At 57.1% G+C, this 23,204-nt stretch carries 25 protein-coding genes; 14 read left to right on the forward strand and 11 right to left on the reverse strand.

Going from position 1 to position 23,204, the window contains the following annotated elements; translation table 11 throughout:
* The first annotated feature begins 6 nt into the window (after positions 1–6).
* The 6 genes from B3K78_RS11720 (at position 7) to trmB (ending at position 4,753) form a co-directional block, all read left to right on the forward strand.
* Complete coding sequence (locus tag B3K78_RS11720) at positions 7–312, forward strand: SET domain-containing protein (protein WP_204996097.1); 306 nt, start codon at positions 7–9, stop codon at positions 310–312.
* A gap of 41 nt (positions 313–353) precedes the next feature.
* Positions 354–1,709 carry an ABC1 kinase family protein gene (locus B3K78_RS11725; protein ID WP_286695611.1) on the forward strand — a complete coding sequence of 452 codons (1,356 nt, stop codon included), beginning with the start codon at positions 354–356 and terminating at the stop codon, positions 1,707–1,709.
* A 155-nt stretch (positions 1,710–1,864) separates the two neighbouring features.
* Positions 1,865–2,713: an RNA polymerase sigma factor RpoH gene (rpoH, locus tag B3K78_RS11730; protein ID WP_286695612.1), complete on the forward strand. Its 849-nt coding sequence runs from the start codon at positions 1,865–1,867 to the stop codon at positions 2,711–2,713.
* A 152-nt stretch (positions 2,714–2,865) separates the two neighbouring features.
* A complete protein-coding gene (locus tag B3K78_RS11735) occupies positions 2,866–3,600 on the forward strand; it encodes a hypothetical protein (protein WP_286695613.1) in 735 nt (244 codons plus the stop codon).
* An 83-nt stretch (positions 3,601–3,683) separates the two neighbouring features.
* Positions 3,684–4,061: a DUF423 domain-containing protein gene (locus B3K78_RS11740; RefSeq protein WP_286695614.1), complete on the forward strand. Its 378-nt coding sequence runs from the start codon at positions 3,684–3,686 to the stop codon at positions 4,059–4,061.
* Positions 4,058–4,753 (forward strand): tRNA (guanosine(46)-N7)-methyltransferase TrmB, encoded by a 696-nt coding sequence (gene trmB, locus B3K78_RS11745; protein WP_204996101.1) that lies wholly within the window; start codon positions 4,058–4,060, stop codon positions 4,751–4,753. Before B3K78_RS11740 ends, trmB begins: the two co-directional genes overlap by 4 nt.
* Positions 4,754–4,842: 89 nt before the next feature.
* Here the strand turns inward: trmB and fghA are convergent, their stop codons facing one another.
* Complete coding sequence (gene fghA / locus B3K78_RS11750; RefSeq protein WP_286695615.1) at positions 4,843–5,697, reverse strand: S-formylglutathione hydrolase; 855 nt, start codon at positions 5,695–5,697, stop codon at positions 4,843–4,845.
* A gap of 13 nt (positions 5,698–5,710) precedes the next feature.
* Positions 5,711–6,817: an S-(hydroxymethyl)glutathione dehydrogenase/class III alcohol dehydrogenase gene (locus tag B3K78_RS11755; RefSeq protein ID WP_027875124.1), complete on the reverse strand. Its 1,107-nt coding sequence runs from the start codon at positions 6,815–6,817 to the stop codon at positions 5,711–5,713.
* 111 nt (positions 6,818–6,928) lie between these two features.
* Between B3K78_RS11755 and B3K78_RS11760 the strand changes: the two genes are divergently transcribed.
* Positions 6,929–7,819: a LysR family transcriptional regulator gene (locus tag B3K78_RS11760; RefSeq protein ID WP_286695616.1), complete on the forward strand. Its 891-nt coding sequence runs from the start codon at positions 6,929–6,931 to the stop codon at positions 7,817–7,819.
* Here B3K78_RS11760 and B3K78_RS11765 read toward each other — a convergent pair.
* Positions 7,812–8,594: an HPP family protein gene (locus tag B3K78_RS11765; protein WP_286695617.1), complete on the reverse strand. Its 783-nt coding sequence runs from the start codon at positions 8,592–8,594 to the stop codon at positions 7,812–7,814. The genes B3K78_RS11760 and B3K78_RS11765 overlap by 8 nt on opposite strands.
* Positions 8,595–8,740: 146 nt before the next feature.
* Between B3K78_RS11765 and B3K78_RS11770 the strand changes: the two genes are divergently transcribed.
* Positions 8,741–9,586 carry a LysR family transcriptional regulator gene (locus tag B3K78_RS11770; RefSeq protein WP_204996104.1) on the forward strand — a complete coding sequence of 282 codons (846 nt, stop codon included), beginning with the start codon at positions 8,741–8,743 and terminating at the stop codon, positions 9,584–9,586.
* A 50-nt stretch (positions 9,587–9,636) separates the two neighbouring features.
* Positions 9,637–9,891, forward strand: a complete 255-nt coding sequence (gene nrtS, locus B3K78_RS11775) for a nitrate/nitrite transporter NrtS (RefSeq protein ID WP_286695618.1) — start codon at positions 9,637–9,639, stop codon at positions 9,889–9,891.
* Here the strand turns inward: nrtS and purK are convergent.
* Positions 9,888–10,955 (reverse strand): 5-(carboxyamino)imidazole ribonucleotide synthase, encoded by a 1,068-nt coding sequence (gene purK, locus B3K78_RS11780; RefSeq protein WP_286695619.1) that lies wholly within the window; start codon positions 10,953–10,955, stop codon positions 9,888–9,890. The two genes, nrtS and purK, sit on opposite strands and share 4 nt — an antisense overlap.
* Positions 10,955–11,446, reverse strand: coding sequence for a 5-(carboxyamino)imidazole ribonucleotide mutase (gene purE / locus B3K78_RS11785; RefSeq protein ID WP_027875119.1), 492 nt, complete (start codon positions 11,444–11,446; stop codon positions 10,955–10,957). Before purE ends, purK begins: the two co-directional genes overlap by 1 nt.
* A gap of 286 nt (positions 11,447–11,732) precedes the next feature.
* Between purE and arsS the strand changes: the two genes are divergently transcribed.
* The 3 genes from arsS to B3K78_RS11800 are packed head-to-tail and all read left to right on the forward strand — an operon-like array spanning position 11,733 to position 14,819.
* Positions 11,733–12,692, forward strand: a complete 960-nt coding sequence (gene arsS, locus B3K78_RS11790) for an arsenosugar biosynthesis radical SAM (seleno)protein ArsS (RefSeq protein WP_286695620.1) — start codon at positions 11,733–11,735, stop codon at positions 12,690–12,692.
* A 12-nt stretch (positions 12,693–12,704) separates the two neighbouring features.
* Complete coding sequence (locus B3K78_RS11795; protein ID WP_286695621.1) at positions 12,705–13,748, forward strand: methyltransferase domain-containing protein; 1,044 nt, start codon at positions 12,705–12,707, stop codon at positions 13,746–13,748.
* 33 nt (positions 13,749–13,781) lie between these two features.
* Positions 13,782–14,819, forward strand: a complete 1,038-nt coding sequence (locus B3K78_RS11800; RefSeq protein WP_204996109.1) for an NADP(H)-dependent aldo-keto reductase — start codon at positions 13,782–13,784, stop codon at positions 14,817–14,819.
* Positions 14,820–14,831: 12 nt separating this feature from the next.
* Here B3K78_RS11800 and B3K78_RS11805 read toward each other — a convergent pair whose 3' ends face one another.
* Entirely contained in the window at positions 14,832–16,022 is a 1,191-nt protein-coding gene (locus tag B3K78_RS11805) for a class I SAM-dependent rRNA methyltransferase (RefSeq protein WP_286695622.1), read from the reverse strand.
* A 234-nt stretch (positions 16,023–16,256) separates the two neighbouring features.
* Here B3K78_RS11805 and B3K78_RS11810 point away from each other — a divergent pair, with 234 nt between their 5' ends.
* Entirely contained in the window at positions 16,257–17,504 is a 1,248-nt protein-coding gene (locus B3K78_RS11810) for a cytochrome P450 (protein WP_286695623.1), read from the forward strand.
* 59 nt (positions 17,505–17,563) lie between these two features.
* Here the strand turns inward: B3K78_RS11810 and B3K78_RS11815 are convergent, their stop codons facing one another.
* From B3K78_RS11815 to B3K78_RS11825, 3 genes are read right to left on the reverse strand one after another with little or no spacing between them, the layout of a single operon-like run.
* Complete coding sequence (locus B3K78_RS11815) at positions 17,564–19,024, reverse strand: NAD-dependent succinate-semialdehyde dehydrogenase (protein ID WP_286695624.1); 1,461 nt, start codon at positions 19,022–19,024, stop codon at positions 17,564–17,566.
* A gap of 12 nt (positions 19,025–19,036) precedes the next feature.
* A complete protein-coding gene (locus tag B3K78_RS11820; protein WP_286695625.1) occupies positions 19,037–19,675 on the reverse strand; it encodes a GNAT family N-acetyltransferase in 639 nt (212 codons plus the stop codon).
* The gene (locus tag B3K78_RS11825) at positions 19,672–20,121 is read right to left on the reverse strand and encodes an acyl-CoA thioesterase (RefSeq protein WP_286695626.1); all 450 of its coding nucleotides are present in this window, start codon (positions 20,119–20,121) and stop codon (positions 19,672–19,674) included. The genes B3K78_RS11820 and B3K78_RS11825 overlap by 4 nt, the downstream gene beginning before the upstream one ends.
* Positions 20,122–20,565: 444 nt before the next feature.
* Here B3K78_RS11825 and B3K78_RS11830 point away from each other — a divergent pair, with 444 nt between their 5' ends.
* Positions 20,566–21,405, forward strand: coding sequence for a hypothetical protein (locus B3K78_RS11830; protein ID WP_286695627.1), 840 nt, complete (start codon positions 20,566–20,568; stop codon positions 21,403–21,405).
* Between the two features lie 89 nt (positions 21,406–21,494).
* Here the strand turns inward: B3K78_RS11830 and B3K78_RS11835 are convergent, their stop codons facing one another.
* Entirely contained in the window at positions 21,495–22,223 is a 729-nt protein-coding gene (locus B3K78_RS11835) for a 4'-phosphopantetheinyl transferase family protein (protein ID WP_286695628.1), read from the reverse strand.
* A 71-nt stretch (positions 22,224–22,294) separates the two neighbouring features.
* On the reverse strand, positions 22,295–22,981 hold the full coding sequence (locus tag B3K78_RS11840; protein WP_286695629.1) for a type 1 glutamine amidotransferase domain-containing protein: 687 nt from the start codon (positions 22,979–22,981) through the stop codon (positions 22,295–22,297).
* Positions 22,982–23,204: the final 223 nt, after the last annotated feature.

Here is a 23,204-nt window from a genome sequence, read left to right on the forward strand (position 1 = left end):
ACGGCGATGGCCGGTTCGCGTTTATATAAGGTGCGCAACAGCCCTTTGCATGGCAAGGGCTTGTTTGCTCGCCGGGCTATTGCCGCCGATACCGTGATTGGCTGGTGCGAAACAGCGCCGACAGTAGAGCCGGGTTTGCACACCTTGAGCCTGGCGGATGGCCGCGACGTGGATGTTTGCTGCTCCTTGAAGTACATCAATCACGGCCGGCCGGCCAACGTGATCTACTATGACGACTTTAGTGTGGTCGCGCTGCGAGATATCGCCCCTGGCGAAGAGCTGCTGCACGACTACGGGGATGACTGGCCCTAGGCCGCTCATCCGCCAATTTCCCCGCCCAGTGCCACGTAGTTATGAGTGATAAAGAAAAGTCCCTGCACCGCATTAAAACCGGTGGTTTTTCGCGCCGCCTGGAATTATCCAAAGTGGGGCTGCGCTACGGCAGCCGAGCCTTGCGCCAGTCGCTGCGCGAGCGCTTTTCCAACGATGAGGAGGCCGCCCTGGCTCAGCGCCGTGAGAACATTGAATTCTTTATCGCAGAGCTGGGTAAATTGAAGGGCAGTGTGGTGAAAATTGGCCAGGTGATGGCCACTTATGCCGATTACTTAATGCCGCCAGAAGTTGCTGACGCGCTACATTCACTGGAGGACGACACGCCGCCAATGAGCTGGCGGGCGATTCGCAAGGTGTTGGAAAAAGAGCTGGGCGAAGAGCGCCTTGCTGAGCTGGATATCGACACCGAGCCGCTCGCCGCCGCCTCGCTAGGCCAAGTACACAGGGCCGTTTTGCGCAGCAGTGGTGAACAGCTGTGCGTGAAGGTGCAGTACCCCGGCGTGGATAAAACTATCGACGCCGACTTCCAGGCGTTGATGGGGCTGTTGAAACTGTCTCGGCTGCTGGATGCCACGCGTAATATTGATGACTGGTTTGGTGATATCCGCCAGCTCTTGCACAAAGAAGTCGATTACGAGCAGGAAAAACGCGATCTCGATTTCGCCCGCCAGCGCCTGAGCGGTGAAGCGCGCTATGTGGTGCCCCGCAGTTACGACCGCTACTGCACTAAGCGTGTGCTCACCATGAGCTATGAGAGTTCGCTGGGCGTGGCTGCTTGCGACGTCGAGGTATTGTCGCAGGCGCGCCGCAACGCGCTGGGCGAGGCGCTGCTGAGGCTGTTTCTTACCGAGCTGTTTCGCTGGCAGCGTATGCAGACCGACCCCAATTTTGGCAATTACCGCGTGCGTATTAATGACGATGGCGACGACCAGTTAGTGTTACTGGATTTCGGCGCCATGCGACTGTTGCCGCCGGACTTCGCCGAGCGTTTTTGCGAGATGATGCGTGCCGCTTACCGTCGCGATCGCGAGGTGTTCCGGCAGTGCAGTATTGATCTGGGTTTTATGAAGGAGCACTTCCCGGACAGCGTGCTGGATAACTTCGTGGACATTGGTATGGATATCGGCGAGCCGCTGCGCTCAGCCTCCCAGGCCCCGGATGAGGCGCGTAGCGCCGACGGCCTTTACGACTGGCGGCGCAGCAACCTTCCTAAACGTATTGCCAAGCGGGCAGTGGCGGCCTCCATCAGCACGTATTTTGCGTTGCCCCCTAAGGACTTCCTTTACGTTATGCGTAAACTCATGGGTGTCTATGCGCTGATTGCGCAGTTGGATGCCCATTTTGACGGTGAACCCGTATTCCAAGAATTTTTGTAGTGGTGTTTATTAACGAGCTGTAACCCCCGCGGCCAGTGACTTCGGGCACTTGAGCGGGCTTTTAGTCTTGAACTTTTCGACTATTAGGCATCTAATAAGCAGTCGGTATTTTTGGGCCCCCGCGAGGGAGGCCGTAACCAGTGAGGAGGATGTGCATGAGCACCCATCTGCAGCCAGTACAGCAACTTGTGCCGGGTGGTGATCTCTCTGCATATATTCAAGCAGTAGGCAGTATCCCGGTGCTCAGTGTTGAGCGTGAGCGGGAACTGGCGGAAGAACTTCACTATCGTGGCAACCTTGAGGCGGCCCGCGAGTTGGTTATGTCGCACCTTCGATTTGTGGTGCACATTGCTAAAAGCTACAGTGGCTATGGCCTGCCCCAGGCTGACCTGATTCAGGAAGGCAATGTCGGCCTGATGAAGGCGGTTAAGCGCTTTGATCCCAGCAAAGGGGTGCGTTTGGTGTCTTTTGCGGTGCACTGGATCAAGGCGGAAATTCACGAATACGTATTGCGCAACTGGCGCATTGTGAAAGTAGCAACCACCAAGGCGCAGCGTAAGTTGTTTTTCAATCTGCGCAGTGCGAAGAAACAGCTGGCTTGGCTGAGTAATGACGAGGCCCACGCCGTGGCCAGTGATCTCGGCGTCGATGTCACTGAAGTGCGCCGTATGGAAGGGCGCCTGAGTTCGGTGGATGTCGGCTTCGATGCCAGCGACAGCGACGACGACAGCAGTTTCGTCGCGCCGGTGCATTACCTGGAAGACAACAGCCAAGACCCCGCGCGCCTGCTGGAAGCTGACAACTGGGAAGAGAGCAACCACCAGAGTTTAGCGCTGGCGCTGGACGAGCTGGACGAGCGTAGCCGGGATATCCTGCAAAGCCGCTGGTTGGCTGAGAGCAAAGCGACGCTGCACGAGTTGGCAGACCGCTACGGCGTTTCCGCTGAACGCATTCGACAACTGGAAAAAGCGGCGATGAAAAAGCTTAAGGCGGCCATGGCGTAAGCGCCCCCGCTGCGGCCCTCCCCAGTAACACCTGAAAACGCCCCGCTAGTCGGGGCGTTTTTTTTGCGGGCTGCCACGCATAAATACGCATGTTCCCCCGCTGAGGGACGCGCTACAAATGGCCAAGGTTTGGTGTGGCGGGGCAAAGAATAATGACACTCCCTTGGCTTTCAGCACGCGGCGGCAAGCGCTGCATCGTATTGTGCGGCGCGTTGTTACTGTGCCCGTGGCACGCCTATGGCAAGGGCTTTTTGGATTTTAACCTATACCCCTACCTTGATGACGTAGAAAGCGATTCGGTTTTCACGCTGAATATTGGCGCCCGGCTTTCCGAACGCTGGTCATACTTTGGTTTTATCAATTTCTATAACCAGCCGGCTACGGCTGAGCTGTCGGAAACGAATAGCTATTACACCGAGCAAAATCTGCGTCGGCAGTTGGCGGCAGTACCGTCGCTCGATCTAAGCGTGCAGCATAATATGCGCACCGGCGAGGACAATGACCGACTGCGCTTTGGCCTGCGGTGGCGCCTGAATGATAGTTCGTGGTTTCGCCAACTGTTTGCGCAACTCAATCTGACCTATTCGCTGACCCTGCACGCCCTGCAAATTGACGACCGCGACGAATCGGTTTGGCAGTTGGAGCATAGCTGGCGCTGGAGTTCTCCCGCCGTGAGTGAGCGCCTATACCTCGCTGGGTTTATTGATCACACCTTTAATGAAGACCTACCTGAGGGCTTCCCGGCCAACCCGATGGTTGCCGAGCTACAACTCGGCTGGCGGCTGTGGCAGCAGTGGTATGCGGTGGCGGAATACCGCCTCAATCAATATCGCCGGCAAGATGTGAATAATTTGGCGCTCGGGGTTGAATACCGCGTGCCTTTCTAATTGTCTAATTGCGACGCTGCCGCCGGCAGCTTTGCCTATCGGCTTCCAGCCCTTACAATACGCGCTGTTTTCGTGGGGGCAGTATGGCGTCGATCACTTTCTTTCTGGCCGGGCTTTCCGGCTTTTTCGCTGTGGCCTTGGGCGCCTTTGGTGCCCATGGCTTAAAGGGTCGTTTATCGGCTGACATGGTGGCCGTGTATGAAACGGCCGTGCAGTATCACTTCTATCATACCTTTGCGTTATTGGCCGTCGCGTTATTGATGCAGTTGGGCGTACAACACGGTGCGCTGCGTGCGGCCACATGGTTCTTTGGCATAGGTATTGTGCTGTTTAGTGGCAGCCTTTACGCCCTGTCGATTAGTGGTATTAAAGTGCTGGGGGCGATCACCCCGGTGGGTGGCTTGTGTTTTCTTGCGGCGTGGATTTGCCTGATGGTGGCAGCCCTAAGAGGTGTGCAATGAGTGAAGAGAACACCAAAATGCGCCGAATTCGCAGCTTTGTACTGCGTACCGGGCGGATGACCGAAGGCCAAAAGCGCTCCTACGATTTGCACTGGCCAAGCAAGGGGCTGGAGCTTGAAAAGGGCGCGATAGACCTGGACGAGGTGTTCGGCCGCCGCGCACCAACGGTGTTGGAAATCGGTTTCGGTATGGGCGACTCGCTGGCCACCATGGCCGCTGCCGCGCCAGAGAAAAACTTTATCGGTGTAGAAGTGCACAGCCCCGGTGTCGGACGTCTGATGCATTTAATCGATGAGTCCGGTATCGAGAATTTGCGCGCCTACTGCGACGATGCCGTTGAAGTGTTAGAGCGCTGTATCGCTGATGAGAGCTTAAGCCGAGTGCAGGTGTATTTCCCTGACCCCTGGCATAAAAAGCGCCACCACAAGCGTCGTCTAATTCAGCCGGAATTTGTTCAGTTATTGCGCAAAAAACTGCAGCCCGGTGGCGTGATTCACTTAGCGACTGACTGGGAAAACTACGCTGAGCACATGATGGAGGTCATGTCAGCCGCGCCCGGTTTTACCAACTGCGAGGGCGAAGGCCAATTCGCGCCGCGCCCGGAGTACCGGCCGGTGACAAAATTTGAGCGTCGCGGTGAACGCCTGGGCCACGGCGTGTGGGACTTACTGTTTGAGAAAACGGCGGACTGAGTCCGCCGCCGCTGCGCCGCTCATTTAGAATAAGCAAATGTTCCCTCTCATTCTTCGAACGGCGAATTTTTCGCTGCAACAGGAGTGACTCAACGATTGTGAGTCGGCCCGAGTTGCTCGCTGTGAAAGCGAATATGGTCTTCAATAAAGCTCGCGATAAAAAAGTAACTGTGGTCGTAGCCCTCTTGCATCCGCAGAGTCAGGTCAGCGCCGCCGGCTGTGGCTGCGGCCTGCAGCAACGCGGGTTTAAGCTGACTCTCTAAAAAGTCATCGTCGCTGCCCTGGTCAACCAGAATGCGCGGGGCAGTGGCGCCGTGCTCACGAATCAAAAAGCAGCTGTCCGCTTGCTGCCACTGCTCACGATCTTCCCCCAAGTACTGGCCGAGTGCCTTTTCTCCCCAAGGGCAGTTCATTGGCGAGCTAATGGGCGCGAACGCCGACAAACTGTGGAAGCGCTCGGGGTATTTTAAGCCGAGAGTCAGCGCGCCGTGCCCGCCCATGGAATGGCCGAATAGACCACAGCGGCTGGCATCAACAGGTAAGTGTGCACTTACTAGTTCTGGCAGCTCGGTGCTGATATAGCTCTCCATTTGGTAGTGTTCAGCCCAGGGTTGCTGGCTGGCATTGACATAAAAGCCCGCCCCCAGGCCCAGATCGTAGGCGCCGTCGGGGTCGTCGGCAACGCCCTCTCCGCGCGGGCTGGTATCCGGTGCGACGATCGCCACGCCATAGCGAGCGGCAAATTGCTGCGCGCCTGCTTTTTGCACGAAGTTTTCGTCGCTGCAAGTGAGTCCGGAGAGCCAGTACAGTACCGGCACCTTGGCGTTTTTCGCCTGGGGGGGCAGAAAAACGGACACCTGCATTGAGCAGTTCAGTGTCTGGCTTTGGTGGCGGTAGCGAAGTTGTCGGCCGCCAAAACAGCGGTGCTCTGCAATTTTCTCCATCGTCTTCCCCCGATTAATACAGTACGACGGAGCGAATGCTCTCGCCCGCATGCATTAGGTCAAAGCCCTTGTTGATGTCCTCAAGCGGCATGGTGTGGGTGATCAGGTCGTCGATATTGATCTTGCCATCCATGTACCAGTCGACGATTTTCGGTACATCGGTGCGGCCGCGTGCGCCACCAAAGGCGGAACCTCGCCAGACCCGGCCGGTCACCAGTTGAAAGGGGCGCGTTGAAATTTCCTGGCCAGCGCCGGCCACGCCAATGACCACGGATTCCCCCCAGCCCTTGTGACAGCACTCCAGTGCTTGGCGCATGGTGGTGACATTGCCTATGCACTCAAAACTGTAGTCGGCACCGCCTTTGGTAAGCTCGACAATGGCTTCAACAATATCCGGCACTTCCTTGGGGTTGAGAAAGTGGGTCATGCCGAATTTCTTCGCCAGTTCGACCTTACTGGGGTTAATGTCCACGCCGACAATCATATTCGCGCCCGCCATGCGTGCGCCCTGAATAACATTGAGGCCGATGCCTCCCAAGCCGAACACCACGACATTGCTACCGGGCTCTACCTTGGCATCGAAGACAACCGCGCCGACGCCTGTGGTGACGCCACAGCCGATGTAGCAGACTTTATCAAAGGGTGCGTCCTCACGAATTTTCGCCACAGCGATTTCTGGCAGCACCGTAAAGTTGGAGAAGGTTGAGCAACCCATATAGTGCTTGAGTGGAGTGCCGTCGAGGGAGAAGCGGCTAGTGCCGTCCGGCATTAAACCCTGACCCTGGGTGGTGCGGATCGACTGACACAGGTTGGTTTTGGGATGCAGACAGAAGTCGCAGTGGCGGCATTCCGGGGTATACAGGGGAATAACATGGTCACCGGGTTTAACGCTGGTAACGCCCGCGCCGACTTCCACCACAATGCCAGCGCCCTCGTGGCCGAGAATGGTGGGGAACTCTCCCTCCGGGTCATCACCAGATAGAGTAAAGGCATCAGTATGGCAAATACCGGTGGCCTTTAATTCAATCATCACTTCACCGGCGCGTGGGCCCTCGAGGTCCACATCGAGTACTTCCAGGGGCTTTCCAGCGCCAAAGGCGACAGCAGCTTTTGTTTTCATGGGTGTCTCCCAGTATTGGTCAATGGCGCTAGTCTAAATTGATAACTGATCAACGATAATCCACTATTTGGTAAACTCATTGTTTTTATATGACAACAATAAGGGGCGGCCGTGAAACATTGGGAAGCGGTGGAGGTGTTTGTTGCCGTGGTGGAGCAGGGCAGTTTTTCGGCGGCCGCGCAGCATTTGGGGATGTCAAAATCCCATGCCAGCCGTCAGCTCAGCCGTCTGGAAAATCACCTCGGTGTGCAACTGCTTACTCGCAGCACCCGGCGTTTGGTGTTGAGTGAAATCGGCGAGGCATACTTTCAGCGCTGCAAAAGTATTCTCGGGCAAATGCAAGAAACTGAGCAGGCGGTTATGCAGCAGCAGGCCAGCCCACAGGGCAATCTGCGGGTGACGGTGGCAGGGGCCTTTGGTGAACGTTACGTGGCGCCAGCGGCGGCAGAATTTTTAAAGCGTTACCCCGCCGTGAATCTGCAGCTGGATTTTAATAATCGCAACATCGACTTGCTGGAAGAAGGTTACGATCTGGCAATTCGCGCAGGGGTGCTTAAGGACTCGTCGTTGATCGCCCGGCGAATCGCCGAAAGGCGCTTGTTAATTTGTGGAAGCCGCGACTACTTCGACCTCTATGGCGTGCCCAATAGCGTAGAGGATCTGCGCGAACACAGTTGCCTGGTGGGTTCTTTACCCACGTGGCGGTTTCGCGATTCCCGTGGTCAGCATGTCGAACTCAAGGTTGAGGGGCGCTGGCGCAGCAACAATGGCCATGCGCTATTGGCGGCGGCGCGCCGCGGGCTGGGTTTGGTGCAGTTGCCAGAGTTTTACGTTTACGAGGACCTGCAGGCAGGGCGCCTGCAAGCAGTGATGCAGAACTATCAACCCGCCGATACTGCCGTGTGGGCGGTTTATCCCCACAACCGTCATCTATCCGCCAAGGTCAGCGCCTTTGTCGACTTTTTAGCAGAGCAGTTTCGCCAGGTCGACTACCTCAGTTAGCGCGCTTTTGCTTGCGAGATCGCGGGTGTGGCTGGGCTTTCATGCGCGGACGCAGACGCAATATACGCGATTCGCGATGTTGCCAGTCGCGGCGGCGCTGCGCCGCAAAAGTATTGGCGCAAGTGTACAGGCGGCTCAAATCCTCTGGGCTGATATCGACAAAGGAGTCCAGCTCGCGCAGCGCCTTGGCGACGTCCTCTTCTTGCAAACTCGATGTTGCTGCGGCGCCGCGTGCGAGGGTGCTGGGGTAGCGGCGCGAGGGAAACAGGTTGTTAAACAGCAGGCCTGCCAACACCAGAGTGCAGGCATTCAGCAGCACCGGGTTAAGCAAAAGTGAGTACGACAGCTGGTGAATCTCTGGCCCGCCCATCACGGCAAATAGCGCGGTGGCCACGCCGGGAGGGTGCAGGCAGCGCAGGTAGTACATCGCCGCAATAGATAGCCCCGTTGCCGCGATCGCGGCGAATTCGTGGGCGGGTAAATAGCGCTGGCAGCTCACGCCGATAAAAGCCGAGATAACATGCCCGCCCACTACTGGCCAGGGTTGAGACAGTGCCCCGTGGGGGATGGCGAAAATCAGGGCCGCACTGGCGCCTGTTGAGGCGAGCATCCAGGCCAGCGAATTCCCGCCGGGCAGCTGGCTGCTCAGCCAGCAGGCGAAGGCCATGCCGAGTGTGCTGCCGATAATCGATAGCCACTTCTCAGCATGGGAAGTGGTGTTGGCCTCAACGCCAAGTAGGCGGGCGAGAGGCTGATGAACGTGGTGGCTTGGCACGTGCGATGGGCCCTTTGACTGGCTTTGCCGGTTTGGCATGGCACCAATTTAGGGCGTGCATTCTAACGAGCAATAATTATTATGTTTATGGAATATTAATCATATTAAAATTCCATAAAAGTGAATTTAAATAGGCGGCGCCGGCTGTGGACAGAACCCTGTTAAAGACCTTTATGGAGATAGTGAGCGCCGGGAGTTTGCTGGCGGCCGCTGAGCGCCTGCATATCAGTCAAACGGCGGTGACTGTGCGTTTGCAGCGCCTGGAGCAGCAGCTCGGCTGTGCCCTGTTTGTGAGAAACCGCAAAGGCGCGCGCTTAACCCCGGAAGGGGAGCGTTTTGCGCCCCATGCACAGCGCTTGCTCAGTGAGTGGCAGCTGGCAGTTGACGCGCTAGCAGAGCCCCTTACCGAGCAAGCAAGGTTGGCGGTGGGGGGCGAAACCAGCCTGTGGAATCCCTTGCTGAGCGGTTGGTTGCAGTGGGCCCAGCAACAACTGGGCGGGGTGCAGTTTGAGGCCTGTGTCGAAAGTGCCGAGACCTTGCTGGCCAAGTTAGAGTGCGGTGAGCTCGATGCCGTGCTTGTGCACTTGCCGCGTTACCACAGCGACTACGTTGTGGAATTGCTGCTGGAAGAAAAGCTCCTTCTGGCTGAAACGCCATCGCGGTCAGGGCCATTTTATCTGGTTGATTGGGGGCCGGGCTTTCGCGAGCAATTTGAGGCGAGTTTGCCGCGAGCAAAGCAACACCGCTGTAGGGTGAATCTCGGGCCGTTGGCCCTGCAGCTGATGTTGGCCAGCGGCGGCAGCGGCTATTTTCGCAGCCGTGTATTAGCGCCCTACTTTGACAGTGGCCAGCTGCGCCGTGTGAACGACGCCCCCGAGTTCAGCTACCCGGTGTATTTGCTCACCCGGCGTGGTGAGCGCTCGCTGGCCTTGAGCCAAATGTTGGAGGGCTTGCGGCAACAAGCTGCCGAAGAAAAGCAGTGGCAGCTGTAACACCGCGTCCCGCGACGCGTCATTGCGGGGAATGGTTTAAGGAGAGTGGAATGGGGTTCTGGCACAGCGCAATGTCGCGGCCGGTCGTTTTCACCGCGCTGAAAGTGGCTGCCGTCGTGGGCACGATATTAAATGTGATCAATCAGGGTGAAGTGCTGTGGGCGGGTGTCGAACCGGATCTGCCGCGCTTATTGCTCAACTACCTTACGCCCTACTGCGTTGCCAGCTACAGCGGCGCGAAAACGCAACAATTGGCCCAGCAAGCGGCTGGGCCAGGCGTGTGCCGCCAGAATAAAGCGCCTTAGGTTAACTGGCTTTCTACCCAGTCGAAAACCGGGCCATAATTTTCCGGCAGCTGCTGTTTCAACGCCTCTAATGCCGTGCTGACCGCCGACAGCTGTGGGTGATTGATATTGATATGGCCGAGTTTGCGCCCCGGGCGAACGTCTTTGCCATACCAGTAGCACTGAGTAGAGGGAATCGCCATCCAGCGGGTATCTCGCTCAATGCCAATCAGGTTGATCATCACGCTATGACCGCGTACCTCGGGTGCCTTGATCGGCAGTTTGGCAACGGCGCGCAAATGCATCTCAAACTGGCTGACGCAGGCGCCGGCCTGGGTCCAGTGGCCGCTGTTGTGCACGCGGGGCGCCAGCTCGTTGACGATCAGTTCATCGCCAACCCGGAAGCACTCCATCGCCATCACGCCGACGTAGTTCATGGCGTCCATAATTTTACCCAGCATGGCCTGTGCCTGGCCCTGCAGGTGATCCACGCGAGACAGCGGCGCAACGGACGCCATCAGAATACCGTTGCTGTGCAGGTTGAGTGTCAGTGGATAAAACACGTGCTTGCCATTGCTGTCGCGGGCGCCGACCAGAGACAGCTCTTCCATGAATGGAATTTTCTGCTCGGCGATGGCGGTGCCTTGCCACGCCGCGGGCACGTCGTCGGCATTGTCACTGTGCAGCCAGTACTGGCCCTTGCCGTCGTAGCCGCCCGTGCGACGCTTCAGTAATACGTCCTTGCCCAGTGCCTGGTGCAGTTCGTCGGCGCTGGTGTCCTGCTCAACGGCGCGCCACGGGGCCGTGGCAACGTCAAGGCTGTCGAGCAGAGATTTTTGGTGGAAGCGGTCGGCAATGCGCCAAAAAACATCGGCGTTGACGAAATTCGGGTGCTCACTCAAGTGGCGAGTCAGCGCTGTTTCCGGCCACTGTTCGCGCTCAACGGTAACAATATCGTTGTCGCCAATGCTGGGTAGCGCGGTCACGTCGGGGTCGAGTGGTTCAACGCGCAGCGCCAGCGGGTACGCGGCCTGTTGTAGCATGGCGCCCAATTGACCGGCGCCCAATACCCAAACAGTTTGCATTAGGCCTCCCGGGGGTCTGGATTGTCGAGAACCGTGTCGGTCTGCTTGCTGCGGAACTGTTCAAGTCGCTCGGCCAGCTCAGCATCGTGGGTGGCCAGAATCTGGCAGGCGAGCAAGCCGGCATTAAACGCCCCCGCGGTGCCAATAGCCAGTGTGCCCACGGCTATCCCTTTGGGCATTTGCACGATGGATAACAGGCTGTCCATGCCATTCAGTGCGCGGCTCTGCACAGGCACACCCAATACCGGTAGGCGGGTTTTCGATGCCACCATACCGGGTAGATGGGCTGCGCCCCCAGCACCGGCGATAATCACCGAGTAGCCGTTGTCGACGGCTGTTTCGGCGAAGCTCATCAGCTTGTCGGGGGTGCGGTGAGCGGAAACCACTTCCACGTGGTGCTCGACCCCTAGCTCGCTCATGATCTCGGTGGCTGGACGCATGGTGTCCCAGTCGCTTTTGGAGCCCATGATTAGGGCAACTTTTGCTGACATTGGCTTTTGCTCTCGTCGCGTAAAAACCGCGCATTATAAATCAATTTTCCGGCTCTGCGCGCGTCAATTGGTGGATTATTGAACGAATTCCTGCGATCGCAGCGCCGGCCCTCGGCAATTCTGCTGCTTTTTGCTGGCCGCTTGCTCCGTCACTGGCATTGGCGCGTAAGCCTGCACATGCTGCGGCGCATTTTTTGACGAATTTTGTAACAAAGGCCACGCTTGTGAAACTATGAGCAGAGGCTGCATGTGCCCAGCCGGCTTACCGTTGATAAACAGGATAATTATGCAAGAGACCCTGCCGCTGTTAGAGCTGACCGAATTCCCCGCCATAGATCGCCACGCTATTGATACCTTACAGGTGAACCTGGGATACAAGTGCAACCAGCGCTGCCTGCACTGCCACGTGAATGCGGGGCCGACGCGGACCGAGATGATGACCGAGGACAATATCGCCCTGGTGCTCGATGTACTCCGCGCGCGCGATATTCAGGTGTTGGACCTCACCGGTGGGGCGCCAGAGCTTCACCCGCAATTCCGCGAGCTGGTTGTTAAGGCCAGGGCACTCGGGGTAAAGGTGATTGATCGCTGTAACCTGACAATTTTGTTTGAGCCAGAGCAGGAAGGGCTGGCCGAGTTTTTGGCGGTCAACGATGTAGAAGTTGTCGCGTCGCTGCCCTGTTATTCCATGGAAAATGTCGACGCCCAGCGCGGCGACGGTGTGTTCGATAAAAGTATTGCAGGCCTTCAGACTCTCAACCAATTGGGTTACGGGCAGAGCGGCAGCGGGCGGGTTCTCAACTTGGTGTACAACCCCCAGGGGCCGACACTGCCGCCGAATCAGCAGCGCTTGGAGGCCGATTATCGGCGTGAACTCATGGCGCACTTTGGCATTGTTTTTAACTCGCTGTTTGCGCTGGCCAATATGCCCATTCAGCGCTTCGGCTCCACGCTTATCTCCAAGGGGCAATTCGACGATTATCTCGCACTGCTAAAAGGCAGCTACAGCGAGGCCAACTTATCGTCGGTGATGTGTCGCAGTCTGGTCAGCGTTGACTGGCAGGGTTACCTGTACGACTGCGACTTTAACCAGCAGCTGGGGCTCGGCTTGCCGAGTGCCGGTGATCAGCGCGCTGACTTAACGACCCTGCTTTCTACAACGCTGCAAGGGCAGCCAATTCGCGTAGCGGGGCATTGCTATGGTTGTACAGCGGGGCAGGGCAGTAGTTGCGGTGGGGCATTGTAAGGAAATGACACGATGAGCAGTCACGATATTGTTAAAGATTATTACGGCAAGCAGCTGCAGAGCTCCGACGACTTAAAGACCAGCGCCTGCTGCGATGCCAGTGCCATGCCCGAGTGGCTCAAGCCGCTGTTGGCCAAGCTGCATCCCGAGGTGTTGTCGCGCTACTACGGTTGTGGGCTGGTGTGTCCCACGGAGCTGCGGGGGCGGCGCGTGCTTGATCTGGGCTGCGGCAGCGGCCGCGATGTCTACGCCCTGGCGCAAATGGTGGGGGCGGAGGGCGAGGTAGTCGGGGTGGATATGACCGACGAGCAGTTAGCGGTCGCGCGCGATACCCAGGCCTGGCACGCTGAACAATTCGGCTTTGATAATGTGCGCTTTATCCAAGGCTATATTGAGCGCCTGGACGAATTGGACCTGGAGCCAGCCAGCTTCGACGTGGTGGTATCCAATTGCGTGATTAATTTATCACCCGATAAAGCCGCGGTGTTAGCGGGGGTGAAGCGGCTGCTGAAGCCCGGCGGCGAATTCTATTTTTCAGATGTTTACGCCAATCGGCGTGTTCCCGAGGCAATGCGCGATGATCCATTGCTCTACGGCGAGTGTTTGGGCGGCGCCCTGTACTGGAACGACTTTGTGCAACTCGCCAAGGGGCAGGGCTTTACCGACCCGCGGTTAGTCGAAGACCGCCCCTTGGAAATGACCGACCCGGCTGTTGCAGCAAAAACGGCTGGCGTGGAATTTTTCTCGGCGACCTATCGCTTGTTCAATCTCGATAATTTGGAAAGCGATTGTGAAGATTACGGCCAGGCGGTTCGCTACCGTGGCAGCATTCGTGAAACGCCGGTGAACTTTGTCCTCGACAAGCACCATATTATTGAAGTGGGTCGGGTGTTTCCGGTGTGTGGCAATACCTGGCGAATGCTGGCCGACAGCCGTTTTGCCGAGCACTTTGATTTTATGGGCGACTTTGGCCGCCACTATGGCATCTTTGAAGGCTGCGGCGTGTCGCTGCCTTTCAGTACGGCTGATGATGACGGCGCCTTGCCCTGTTGCTGAATTATTCGCGCAAAAATACAAAAGGAGTGTTTGATGAAAATGCGTCCCCTGGGAAATTCCACTATCGAGGTCAGTGAGCTCTGCCTGGGCACAATGACCTGGGGCGAGCAAAACACCTGTGACGAGGCCTTCGAGCAAATGGATTATGCTCGCTCGCGTGGGATCAATTTTTTCGACACCGCTGAAATGTATCCGGTGCCGCCCCGGGCGGAAACACAGGGGCGCACGGAGGAGTACATCGGTCGCTGGCTGAGTGAGCGCGGAGGTCGCGACCAACTGGTGCTTGCCAGTAAAGCCACCGGCCCCGGCAATGCACATATTCGCGGCGGCCGAGGGCTGGATCGCGACGCCCTGCTCAAGGCCTTCGAAGGCAGCCTTCAGCGTCTGCAAACCGACTACCTCGATCTCTATCAGATTCACTGGCCAAATCGCGACACCAATTTTTTTGGTAAGTTGGGCTACCGCCACAGCAGCGATAACGCCGACGTCGAAGCGAATCAGCATGAATTACTGAAAACCCTCAGCGAATTGGTGGCCAGCGGGCAGGTAAAAACGGTGGGGCTGAGCAATGAAACCCCCTGGGGCGTATTGAATTTCCTGCGCCTGGCCGAGCGCTATGCCCTGCCAAGGGTGGTGAGTATTCAGAACCCCTACAACCTGTTGAATCGCAGTTTTGAAGTGGGGCTGGCCGAAATCGCCCTGCGTGAAAACGTGGGGTTGCTGGCGTATTCACCGCTGGCCTTCGGCATGCTCAGTGGCAAATACCGTCACGGGCAACGGCCCGAAAATGCCCGCATTACGCTTTTCGAGCGTTTTCAGCGTTACAACAATCCTCAGGCTGCCGTGGCGACCGAGCGCTACGCGCTGTTAGCGGAGGAACACGGTATAGACTTTGCGCAGATGGCGCTGGCATTCGTAACAAATCAGCCTTTCGTCACCAGCAATATTATCGGCGCAACTTCAATGGCGCAGCTAAAAAGCAATATCGACAGCGCTGAGCTCGTGCTCAGCGATGCGCTAATGGAAGGTATTGAGGCCATTCACACTGCCCAGCCAAATCCCGCCCCCTAGAGAACGAAAGGGCTAACTGCGGCAGATACGGCTCAGTACGGCCTTCAGGTAGCGGGTCTCGGGGATCGCCGGGTGTACGGGGTGGTCGGCGCCCTGCATACCTTCGGCCAGTATTTGAGCGTGGCGGTCAATATGGCGTGAGGCCGCCCGCACAATATCCAGTAGTGACTCGCGAGGCATGTGCATGGAGCAGGAGGCCGATAGCAGATAGCCGCCGGGTTCGAGTAAGCGCATGGCCTGTGCGTTGATGCGCCGATACGCGAGAATGCCCTCTTTTTGGTCTTTCTTGCGTTTAATAAACGCGGGTGGGTCGACGATGATGACATCGAAACGTTGGCCGTCTTCCTTGAGCTGTTTGAGCGCCGCAAAGGCATCGCCCTGAAGCGTGTTAAAGCGCTCGCCAATGCCGTTTAGCGCGGCGTTCTCGTGGGCTTTTTCCAGAGCGAGCTCGGAGGCGTCGTTGCACCAGACCTCGCGAGCGCCAAAAACGCCGGCTTGTACACCAAAACTGCCCACATAACTGAAGACGTCCAGTACCCGCTTATCTTTAACGATGTCGCGTAACCAAGCCCGATTGGGGCGCTGATCGTAGAACCAGCCGGTCTTTTGGCCGCTGCTCAGCGGCGCAAGGAAACGCACGCCGTTCTCCGTTAATTCAACGTCTTCCGGCGACTCACCGTGGACGCAGACCACTTCGCTGGGCAGGCCCTCGAGCTTGCGCACCGAGGCGTCGTTGCGCAGCAAAATTGACGCCGGAGACAGCAGTTTATCCAGCGCTTTCAGCACCGGCTCGCGCAGGGCTTCCATGCCCGCGGTATTAAACTGTACCGAGAGGTGGTCGCCGAAGCGGTCGACGACCAAGCCCGGCAATAGGTCACTTTCACCGTAGACAAGCCGGTAGCAGGGCGATGAAAAGAGTTGCTCACGCAGTGCCAATGCCTGGGCGATACGCTGTTCAATCATTGCCTGGCCAAAGGGCTGCTGACCGCCGCTGAGCAGCCGCGCGCAGATCAGCGACTGCGGGTTGATATACGCCACGCCCAGTGTTTTGCCCTGGGATGACTCGACAACCACTTGCTCCCCGGCCTGGAAACTCTTCAGTGGGCTGGCCTGTTTGTCGACCTCATTGCTATAGATCCACAGATGGCCGCCGCGCAGTCGACGTTCTTCATTTTTGGCAAGGCGCAGGGTAGGCAGGGTCATTGTGCTGTCTCGGTGTTGGCGAAAGGCAGCATTATCGGGGATTCTGTTCGCTGGTGCTATAAAAGCGGGCTATCTTAATGTTGCCGATAAAGTTATTTGCCTGACCGTTTATGAACTCGAAATTTGGTTAATGACCTGTTACTTTTGGGGTTAATGATGACCACGTTCCCGGGTCGTCACGCGGTAAATAATCGAAAAAAGCCCTCGTGCCGGGCGTAATTGAGGAAAACAATTATGAGCCAGTGTCCCTTTACCAACCTGCTCAGTCTGGATACTTACGTAAACGGTATGCCCTATGAAGAGCTGGCGAAGATCCGCCAAGCCGGTTCAATGGTGTACATGGATGACCCCGAAAATGGCGTGCCGTACTGGGCCGTTGTAAAGCGTGATGCGCTGGATTTCGTCTCGCAAAACCCGGATTTATTCTCATCTAACGTTGAAGGCCCCTTCCCGATGGAAGTGCCCGAAGGTGAGGAAGAGATTCAAGCGGTGATGCACGAAAACATCATTATCGCCATGGATCCACCCAAGCACATGAAGTACCGCAAAATTGTTCGCGATGCTTTCACGCCGCGCGCAGTGGCAAATATGGAAGAGTGGCTGCGCAAAGGTGCGCGCTCAATCATTGACCGTGTTGCCAAGAAAGGCGAGTGTGAGTTTGTTGAAGATGTGGCTGCCGAGTTGCCCTTAATGGCAATTCTGGAATTGCTGGGCGTGCCCCAGGAAGACCGCAAGCAGTTCTTCGATTGGACTAACATCATGGCCTTCGCCGATGACCCCGACTTGGCGACCAGCCGCGATGAAGCTAACGCGGTCAGCTTTGAGGTTATTGCCTACGCTGCTGAACTGGCTGCCAAACAGCGCGAAAACCCCACCAGCCCCGTGGTTGAAGCCTTGCTGAATGGTGAAGTTGACGGCAAAAAAGTCGACGAGGAAATGTTCGCCTGGATGTTCATCCTGATTATGGTGGGTGGTAACGAGAGTACTCGTACTGCAACCGCTCACGGTATGCGCCTGCTGATCGAGCACCCCGAGCAGCTGCAACACCTGGTGGATCACCCTGAAGACATCCCCGATGCGGTCGAGGAAATGCTGCGCTACAACACCGCGTTCATCGCGATGCGCCGCACCGCCACTCAGGACATCGAATGGAATGGCCACAACATCAAAAAAGGCGACAAAGTTGTGCTGCACTACCATGCAGTCAACCACGACGAAGACGCCTACGGTGATGATGCCATGAAGTTCGATATTCACCGCGCTAAGCGCCTGCCGAATATGCGCCGCGAGATCCGTTCTTTTGGTATCGGCGAGCATTTCTGCCTGGGTATGAACCTGGCGCGCATGGAGCTGAATATTATTTTTGAAGAGCTGATTCCACGCTTGCGTAACCCCAAGTTTGCCGGCGATGTTACCTACATGCGCTCGTTCTTCATCAACACCATTAAAGCCATGCCGATTACTTTTGACCCAGAAGTCTAAGTGTAGCGGCCGTGCTAAGAGCCCCCTTTTGGGGGCTTTTTTTTGCCTGAAGATTGCCGCTAGTTGTCCAGGCCACCCAGACACAGGTACTTCAGCTCAACGTAGTCGTCGATGCCGTATTTCGACCCTTCGCGACCGATCCCCGATTCCTTCATGCCGCCGAAAGGCGCCATTTCACTCGATGTGACGCCCTCGTTAATGCCGATAATTCCGTACTCAAGGGCCTCTGCCACCCGCCAGACGCGGTTTAAATTCTGGGTGTAAAAGTAGGCGGCGAGCCCGTAGTTAGTGTCATTGGCCAGCGCGATCGCTTGTTGTTCATCCTCGAAGCGGAACAAGGGGGCCACCGGGCCAAAAATTTCTTCCTGAAATACCCGCATAGCTGGCGTGGCATCGCGCAGCACAGTCGGTTCAAAGAAATGCTCGCCGATACTGGCGCGTCGTCCGCCGGTAATGGCTGATGCGCCTTTCGACAGCGCATCGTCGACCAGCGCGGTGACCTTGTCGCACGCCTGGCGGGTAATGAGGGGCCCCATTGTGGCATCGCTATCGCGGCCATCGCCGAGCCGGAATTGTTGGACTTCGGCGGCAAAGCGCGCGGCAAAGGCATCGTAGATGCCATCCTGCACGAGAATGCGATTGCTACAGATACACGTTTGGCCTGCGTTGCGGTACTTAGACGCCAGGGCGCCGGCGACGGCGGCGTCTATATCGGCGTCGTCAAATACGATAAATGGCGCATTGCCGCCCAATTCCATTGACGTTTTTTTAACCGTCGCGGCGCACTGTTCCATCAGAATTTTGCCGACGCGGGTCGATCCGGTGAAGCTGACTTTGCGCACCAATGGGCTACTTGTCATCACGCTGCCGATGTCGCTGGCCTGTGTGCCGCAGACCACATTAAACACCCCGGCAGGGAAGCCGGCCTCGTCGGCCAGGGCCGCTAAGGCAAGGGCGCTGAGCGGCGTTTCATGGGCGGGTTTGATCACAATGCAGCAACCCGCCGCCAATGCCGGCGCGGCCTTGCGAGTGATCATGGCGTTGGGGAAATTCCACGGCGTAATCGCCGCAACCACACCAATAGCCTGTTTGATGACCAGTAGCCGTTTGTCGCGCGACGGGGCTGCGAGAATGTCGCCATCGATGCGCTTGGCCTCTTCAGAAAACCATTCAACATAGTTGGCGCCGTAGCCAATTTCAGCATCCGCCTCGGCGAGTACTTTGCCCTGTTCGGCGGTGAGAATCGCCGCGAGATCGCGGCGGTGTTCAATGATCAACTGATACCAGCGCTGCAGAATCTGCGCGCGGGTTTTAGGTGTTTCGCTTTGCCAGGCGGCTTGCGCGGCGTCAGCTGCTGTGATGGCGGCGTCCATGTCGGCGGTGCCGCCATCGGCAACCTCTGTCAGTTTCTCGCCATTGGCGGGGTTCTCTACGGGAAAGCGCCGGCCACTGGCGGCAGCCTGCCATTGGCCGTTAATGTAGTTGTTGTCGCGAAGCAGATCGGCGCGCTGCAACTGCATACTTGCTCTCCTTTATTGATTGGTGGCGTGAAGTTCACACTCCATATAACGCTGGCCCGGTACGTAGCCGTAGGGGCTGCGCAGCTCGCCGCTGTATTCTCGCTGAACGCGAAACCCGAGTTGTTCATACAGGGCTTGGGCGCGGGGGTTTTCCACCGACACATTGAGGCCTGCGCGCCGGTAGCCTTGCTGCCTGGCGCGGGATAGCAGCTCGGCGATCATTCGCCGCCCAAAGCCCCGGCTTCGTTGTTCGGGACACACGGCAAGCTGATAGATAAAGGCGACACCTTTACCCGGCGGCTTGATAACCGACTCGGTGCGCAGGCCGCGCCAGGCTGTGCGCAGTGCCGCCAGTGGTGAATAGTGGGCGAAAATCAGATGCATCGCGGCTAGGGTGAAACGATTGGTTTGTTCTGCGTAGCGCAGTGCGCCCACGGCCACCAGCTGGTCGTTGTCGATAAGCGCGAGGTGTTGATCGTGGCTGAATTCGTTGCCTTTGGCGATGAAGGCGCGTTCTAGAAACGACGTAAGTTGCTCGCTTTGGCGGTCGCAGAACACGTAGTGGAACGCTTCCGGGCCGGAGCTGATGATAAGCGGTAGGGCTTTTTCCCTATCGCTAGGTCGGCATTGACGAAATGCGGTGGTAGTCACGATGGTTCGGCCTCACGTTGAATTTTTTCCAGGCCCTGCCTAAGCGCTGGGGCGATCGGCATGGGGCGTTCGCTTTGTCGATTGACAAACACATGGGTAAAGCGGCCGTGTGCGGCGGCGGTGGTTTCTCCCCGCCGGAAAATCGCTACGCCGTACTCTACTGAACTATTGCCCAGTTTGTTGACGCACAGCGCGCCCTCCAGCTCGTCTGGAAACGCCACAGCAGAGGTGTAGAAACACTCGCTGTGAACGATGTACCCGATTTGCTCGCCGCGGTGAATATCCAGTCCACAGGCCTCTATCAAATAACGGTTCGCGGTTGTGTCGAACCACGAATAGTAGTTCACGTTATTTGCGTGACCATAGACGTCGTTGTCCATCCAGCGGGTGGTGATTGGGGTAAACCAACGGTAGTGCGTGCGCTGGCTTAGCGGTGATGCGGTCATTGGTGTGTCCTTCGAACTCGGTGCAGTAAGTGCGGCTATAAGGCGCAAATTGAAAGCGTGGTAGCCGTCAATAAGGGCTTGTCCATGCAGTCTATGGCAAGGCGATCTCAATGTGTAATTTGGTCAGGAATAGCGCTCACTAACGCGCTCAGGTACGGCGCAAAGTCGGGGGTGTGTTTCATTGCGATAGGCTTCAAAATATAGGTAAACACTTGTTAAGATACGGGTATCTACGTATTACTGTTCGTAGTTGTGCATAGTAATGTAGCCCGCAATAACTCACTGATAGCAGAGTGTTTATTTATAACGCATTTAATATGTGGCGATGTTGTCAAATGTGAGCGAGTTCAAATTTTGCTGCAGAGCTTGCGCGTAGGATCGTGCCGTTGATGGTTACTCGAAACGACACGTCTCGCAATAAATGATAAATACGGAGTCTTTACCATGTCTTTCCGCGGTTTAAGAAATGGCCTTGCCCTAAGCGTCTCGCTGGCGGCATCCAGCTTTAGTCATGCCCAAGCGGCACAAATTCCTGTTCTTGGTGGTCTGCTTACAAGCCTTGGCAGCCTGCCTATTATCGGCGCGCTGCCTCTCGATGCATTGACGAATCCCGCTGCGGGCCTGGATGGCCTGTCTGGCGCAGGCTTACCAGGTTTAGACGCGTTGCCGCTGCCAGGCTTGGAAGCACTCCCCGATGTACTGGGCAATATTGGTAGCGGTGGTCTACCCGGCCTGGATTCACTGCCCCTCGTTGGCGTGTTGGGCATAGGTGGTATGGGCGGCGCTGGTGCGGGCGATGTTCCGGGGCTGAGTGACCTGTTGGACGCGCTGCCACTGCTGTCATCTGAAACGCCGCAATTACCCGGTGTGGATGCCGTACTGAGTATCTTGAATGGTTTGGGCACTGGCGGACTGCCCGGCGCTGACTTCCTGCCACTGGCGCAGATCGCAGCAGTAGGTACCGGTGACCTGAGTATTCCCGGGCTGGACGCGATTATCGATATTCCAGCACTCGCTGACTACGCGACGTTGGCAAAAGTGGAAATGGCCGTGGGTGCCGTTGAAGGCTTCATCACAGGTGTTGTTGCCGACCCGCAGTCGCTAACGACCATCGGCTCAGGCCTTGGTCCCGACACACTGTTTGCAGTTGTCCCCCTGCTGGGTGCCATAAAAGATGACCCCGCATCGCTGGCCACCTACTTCAGCGACGGCGGCACCATTTTAAGCGCCGAAATCGAATTACTTCCCCCTATTCCAGTGGTCAGCCAGCCGCTGGCACTGTGATACCTCGCCCCGGGTTACGGGGCAAATGCTTCTCCAGCATCTACTTGGGCGCCCTAGGGTGCCCTTTTTTTCGCCTGTTGGTTTAGCGGTTATCTCGATAGCGCGACTTCTGTGTACACAAATTCCTGGGTGTACTCATAGCGCACGCTGACTTCACGGGGGCAGCCGGGTAGGCAAGAGAGCTCGTCGTCGATAGTGAACCGCAATGTCTGGGCGCAAGCCTCTGTCGCGACCAGCCGAGCGCAGGCAAAGCCAAAATAGCGCTTCACAATGGGATAGAGCGCCTTATAGATGCTCTCCTTCGCGGAAAAACTCAGCGCGACCCCAACAGCGAAGGGCAACGCGCTCGATGCCAATAACTGCACTTCGCTCGGTGACAAAATCCGCCGTTGCAGCTTTTGCGCTGCGGCTTCGCTCAGCGAGGGCTGAATATCGATACCCAGCGTCTGATACACACTGGCTCGACCGATGGCGCAGCGAACCTGGTTGTCGCTGTGAGTGATGCTGCCGACGGTGCCGGCCGGCCAAAGTGGGCAGCGCTTTTCATCGGCTAAGACGGTGAAATTTTGATGTCCAAACTGAACCAGAGCCTGACTGGCCAGCCAGCGGCCAGCGAAGAACTCTGCCTGGCGCTTGGTAATTGAGTCGGCAATATTGTCGGGGCAATACAGTGAGCACTGCTCAAATAAAGAGGGTGAGAACGCCGCACTATCAAATTCCGCGCTCAGGCGTATCAGGCCCTCAGAAGCAGCGCCGGTTTGCTGATAGGCGTGCAAAAAGGAGGGCGGGGGAGTGGCTGGTCGTGTGGGTTCACGCATGGCGAGCAGGTTCTTAGAATGTCGCCACTATTGTAGGCTGCCCGGCGCATGCTGTCGCGCCGGGCTGGCATCTAGCTTCCTTTAGCGAGATGGGCTAGCAAGGCTTCGGCGAGGGCCGCCGAGGAGGCGGGGTTTTGGCCGGTAAAGATCAGGCCGTCACAGACGATATGGCTGGCCCAGTCCTCGGCTTTTTGATAGACCGCGCCGCGCTCGCTCAGCATATCCTCCAGTGAAAAGGGCACCACCTTGCTAAGCCCAACCGCCTCTTCTTCGCTATTGCTAAACGCCGTTACGCGTTTGCCCTTGACCAAGGGTTCGCCATTCGCGGCGATACTGTGGCGAAAGACGGCGGGCGCGTGGCAGACCGCGGCGACGGGCTTCTCTGCGTGAATAAACTGTTCGATGAGCAGCACTGAATGCGGGTCTTCCGCGAGATCCCAGAGTGGCCCGTGGCCGCCGGGATAGAAGATTGCGTCGAAGTCGCGTTCGCGCATATCGTTTAAGCGCTGCGTATGGGCAAGGCGCTGCTGAGCGTCGGCGTCCTGATTAAAACGCACTGTTGCCGGGGTTTGGGCATCGGCCGCCGCGCTTTTGGGATCGAGTGGAGGCTGCCCACCGGCTGGTGATGCCAGCGTAATGTCGGCGCCCGCATCGTGAAAAACATAGTAAGGGGCGGCAAACTCTTCCAGCCAGAAACCGGTTTTCTCGCCGCTGTCACCGAGTTGGTCGTGAGAGGTGAGAACCATCAAAATCTTCATAGTGCTTCCTGTGTTTTTTTACTGTGATTCGGCGCTTCCCTGGACAAGCATTGTGCCGACATTACGCGACTCCAGCGGATTGATATAGGCTTTAGGGGCATTTTCCAAGCACCTCTACGCGGTGTTTGCGGCTGTTGATTTTAGCGTCGCTTAGCCATTGCTGCATCGTCGGGGCAAATTCTGGTCAGTGCTCATCGAAAATAATAACGCCGCGCGTCTGGCT

Source organism: Spongiibacter sp. UBA1325, from assembly GCF_002306875.1.
GTDB lineage: Bacteria > Pseudomonadota > Gammaproteobacteria > Pseudomonadales > Spongiibacteraceae > Spongiibacter > Spongiibacter marinus.

Coding starts and splice junctions, on each gene's coding strand:
- B3K78_RS11720 (WP_204996097.1), top strand. CDS start 7: ATGGCCGGTTCGCGTTTATATAAGGTGCGCAACAGCCCTTTGCATGGC.
- B3K78_RS11725 (WP_286695611.1), top strand. CDS start 354: ATGAGTGATAAAGAAAAGTCCCTGCACCGCATTAAAACCGGTGGTTTT.
- rpoH (WP_286695612.1), top strand. CDS start 1,865: ATGAGCACCCATCTGCAGCCAGTACAGCAACTTGTGCCGGGTGGTGAT.
- B3K78_RS11735 (WP_286695613.1), top strand. CDS start 2,866: ATGACACTCCCTTGGCTTTCAGCACGCGGCGGCAAGCGCTGCATCGTA.
- B3K78_RS11740 (WP_286695614.1), top strand. CDS start 3,684: ATGGCGTCGATCACTTTCTTTCTGGCCGGGCTTTCCGGCTTTTTCGCT.
- trmB (WP_204996101.1), top strand. CDS start 4,058: ATGAGTGAAGAGAACACCAAAATGCGCCGAATTCGCAGCTTTGTACTG.
- fghA (WP_286695615.1), bottom strand. CDS start 5,697: ATGGAGAAAATTGCAGAGCACCGCTGTTTTGGCGGCCGACAACTTCGC.
- B3K78_RS11755 (WP_027875124.1), bottom strand. CDS start 6,817: ATGAAAACAAAAGCTGCTGTCGCCTTTGGCGCTGGAAAGCCCCTGGAA.
- nrtS (WP_286695618.1), top strand. CDS start 9,637: ATGGGGTTCTGGCACAGCGCAATGTCGCGGCCGGTCGTTTTCACCGCG.
- purK (WP_286695619.1), bottom strand. CDS start 10,955: ATGCAAACTGTTTGGGTATTGGGCGCCGGTCAATTGGGCGCCATGCTA.
- purE (WP_027875119.1), bottom strand. CDS start 11,446: ATGTCAGCAAAAGTTGCCCTAATCATGGGCTCCAAAAGCGACTGGGAC.
- arsS (WP_286695620.1), top strand. CDS start 11,733: ATGCAAGAGACCCTGCCGCTGTTAGAGCTGACCGAATTCCCCGCCATA.
- B3K78_RS11795 (WP_286695621.1), top strand. CDS start 12,705: ATGAGCAGTCACGATATTGTTAAAGATTATTACGGCAAGCAGCTGCAG.
- B3K78_RS11800 (WP_204996109.1), top strand. CDS start 13,782: ATGAAAATGCGTCCCCTGGGAAATTCCACTATCGAGGTCAGTGAGCTC.
- B3K78_RS11805 (WP_286695622.1), bottom strand. CDS start 16,022: ATGACCCTGCCTACCCTGCGCCTTGCCAAAAATGAAGAACGTCGACTG.
- B3K78_RS11810 (WP_286695623.1), top strand. CDS start 16,257: ATGAGCCAGTGTCCCTTTACCAACCTGCTCAGTCTGGATACTTACGTA.
- B3K78_RS11815 (WP_286695624.1), bottom strand. CDS start 19,024: ATGCAGTTGCAGCGCGCCGATCTGCTTCGCGACAACAACTACATTAAC.
- B3K78_RS11825 (WP_286695626.1), bottom strand. CDS start 20,121: ATGACCGCATCACCGCTAAGCCAGCGCACGCACTACCGTTGGTTTACC.
- B3K78_RS11830 (WP_286695627.1), top strand. CDS start 20,566: ATGTCTTTCCGCGGTTTAAGAAATGGCCTTGCCCTAAGCGTCTCGCTG.
- B3K78_RS11835 (WP_286695628.1), bottom strand. CDS start 22,223: ATGCGTGAACCCACACGACCAGCCACTCCCCCGCCCTCCTTTTTGCAC.
- B3K78_RS11840 (WP_286695629.1), bottom strand. CDS start 22,981: ATGAAGATTTTGATGGTTCTCACCTCTCACGACCAACTCGGTGACAGC.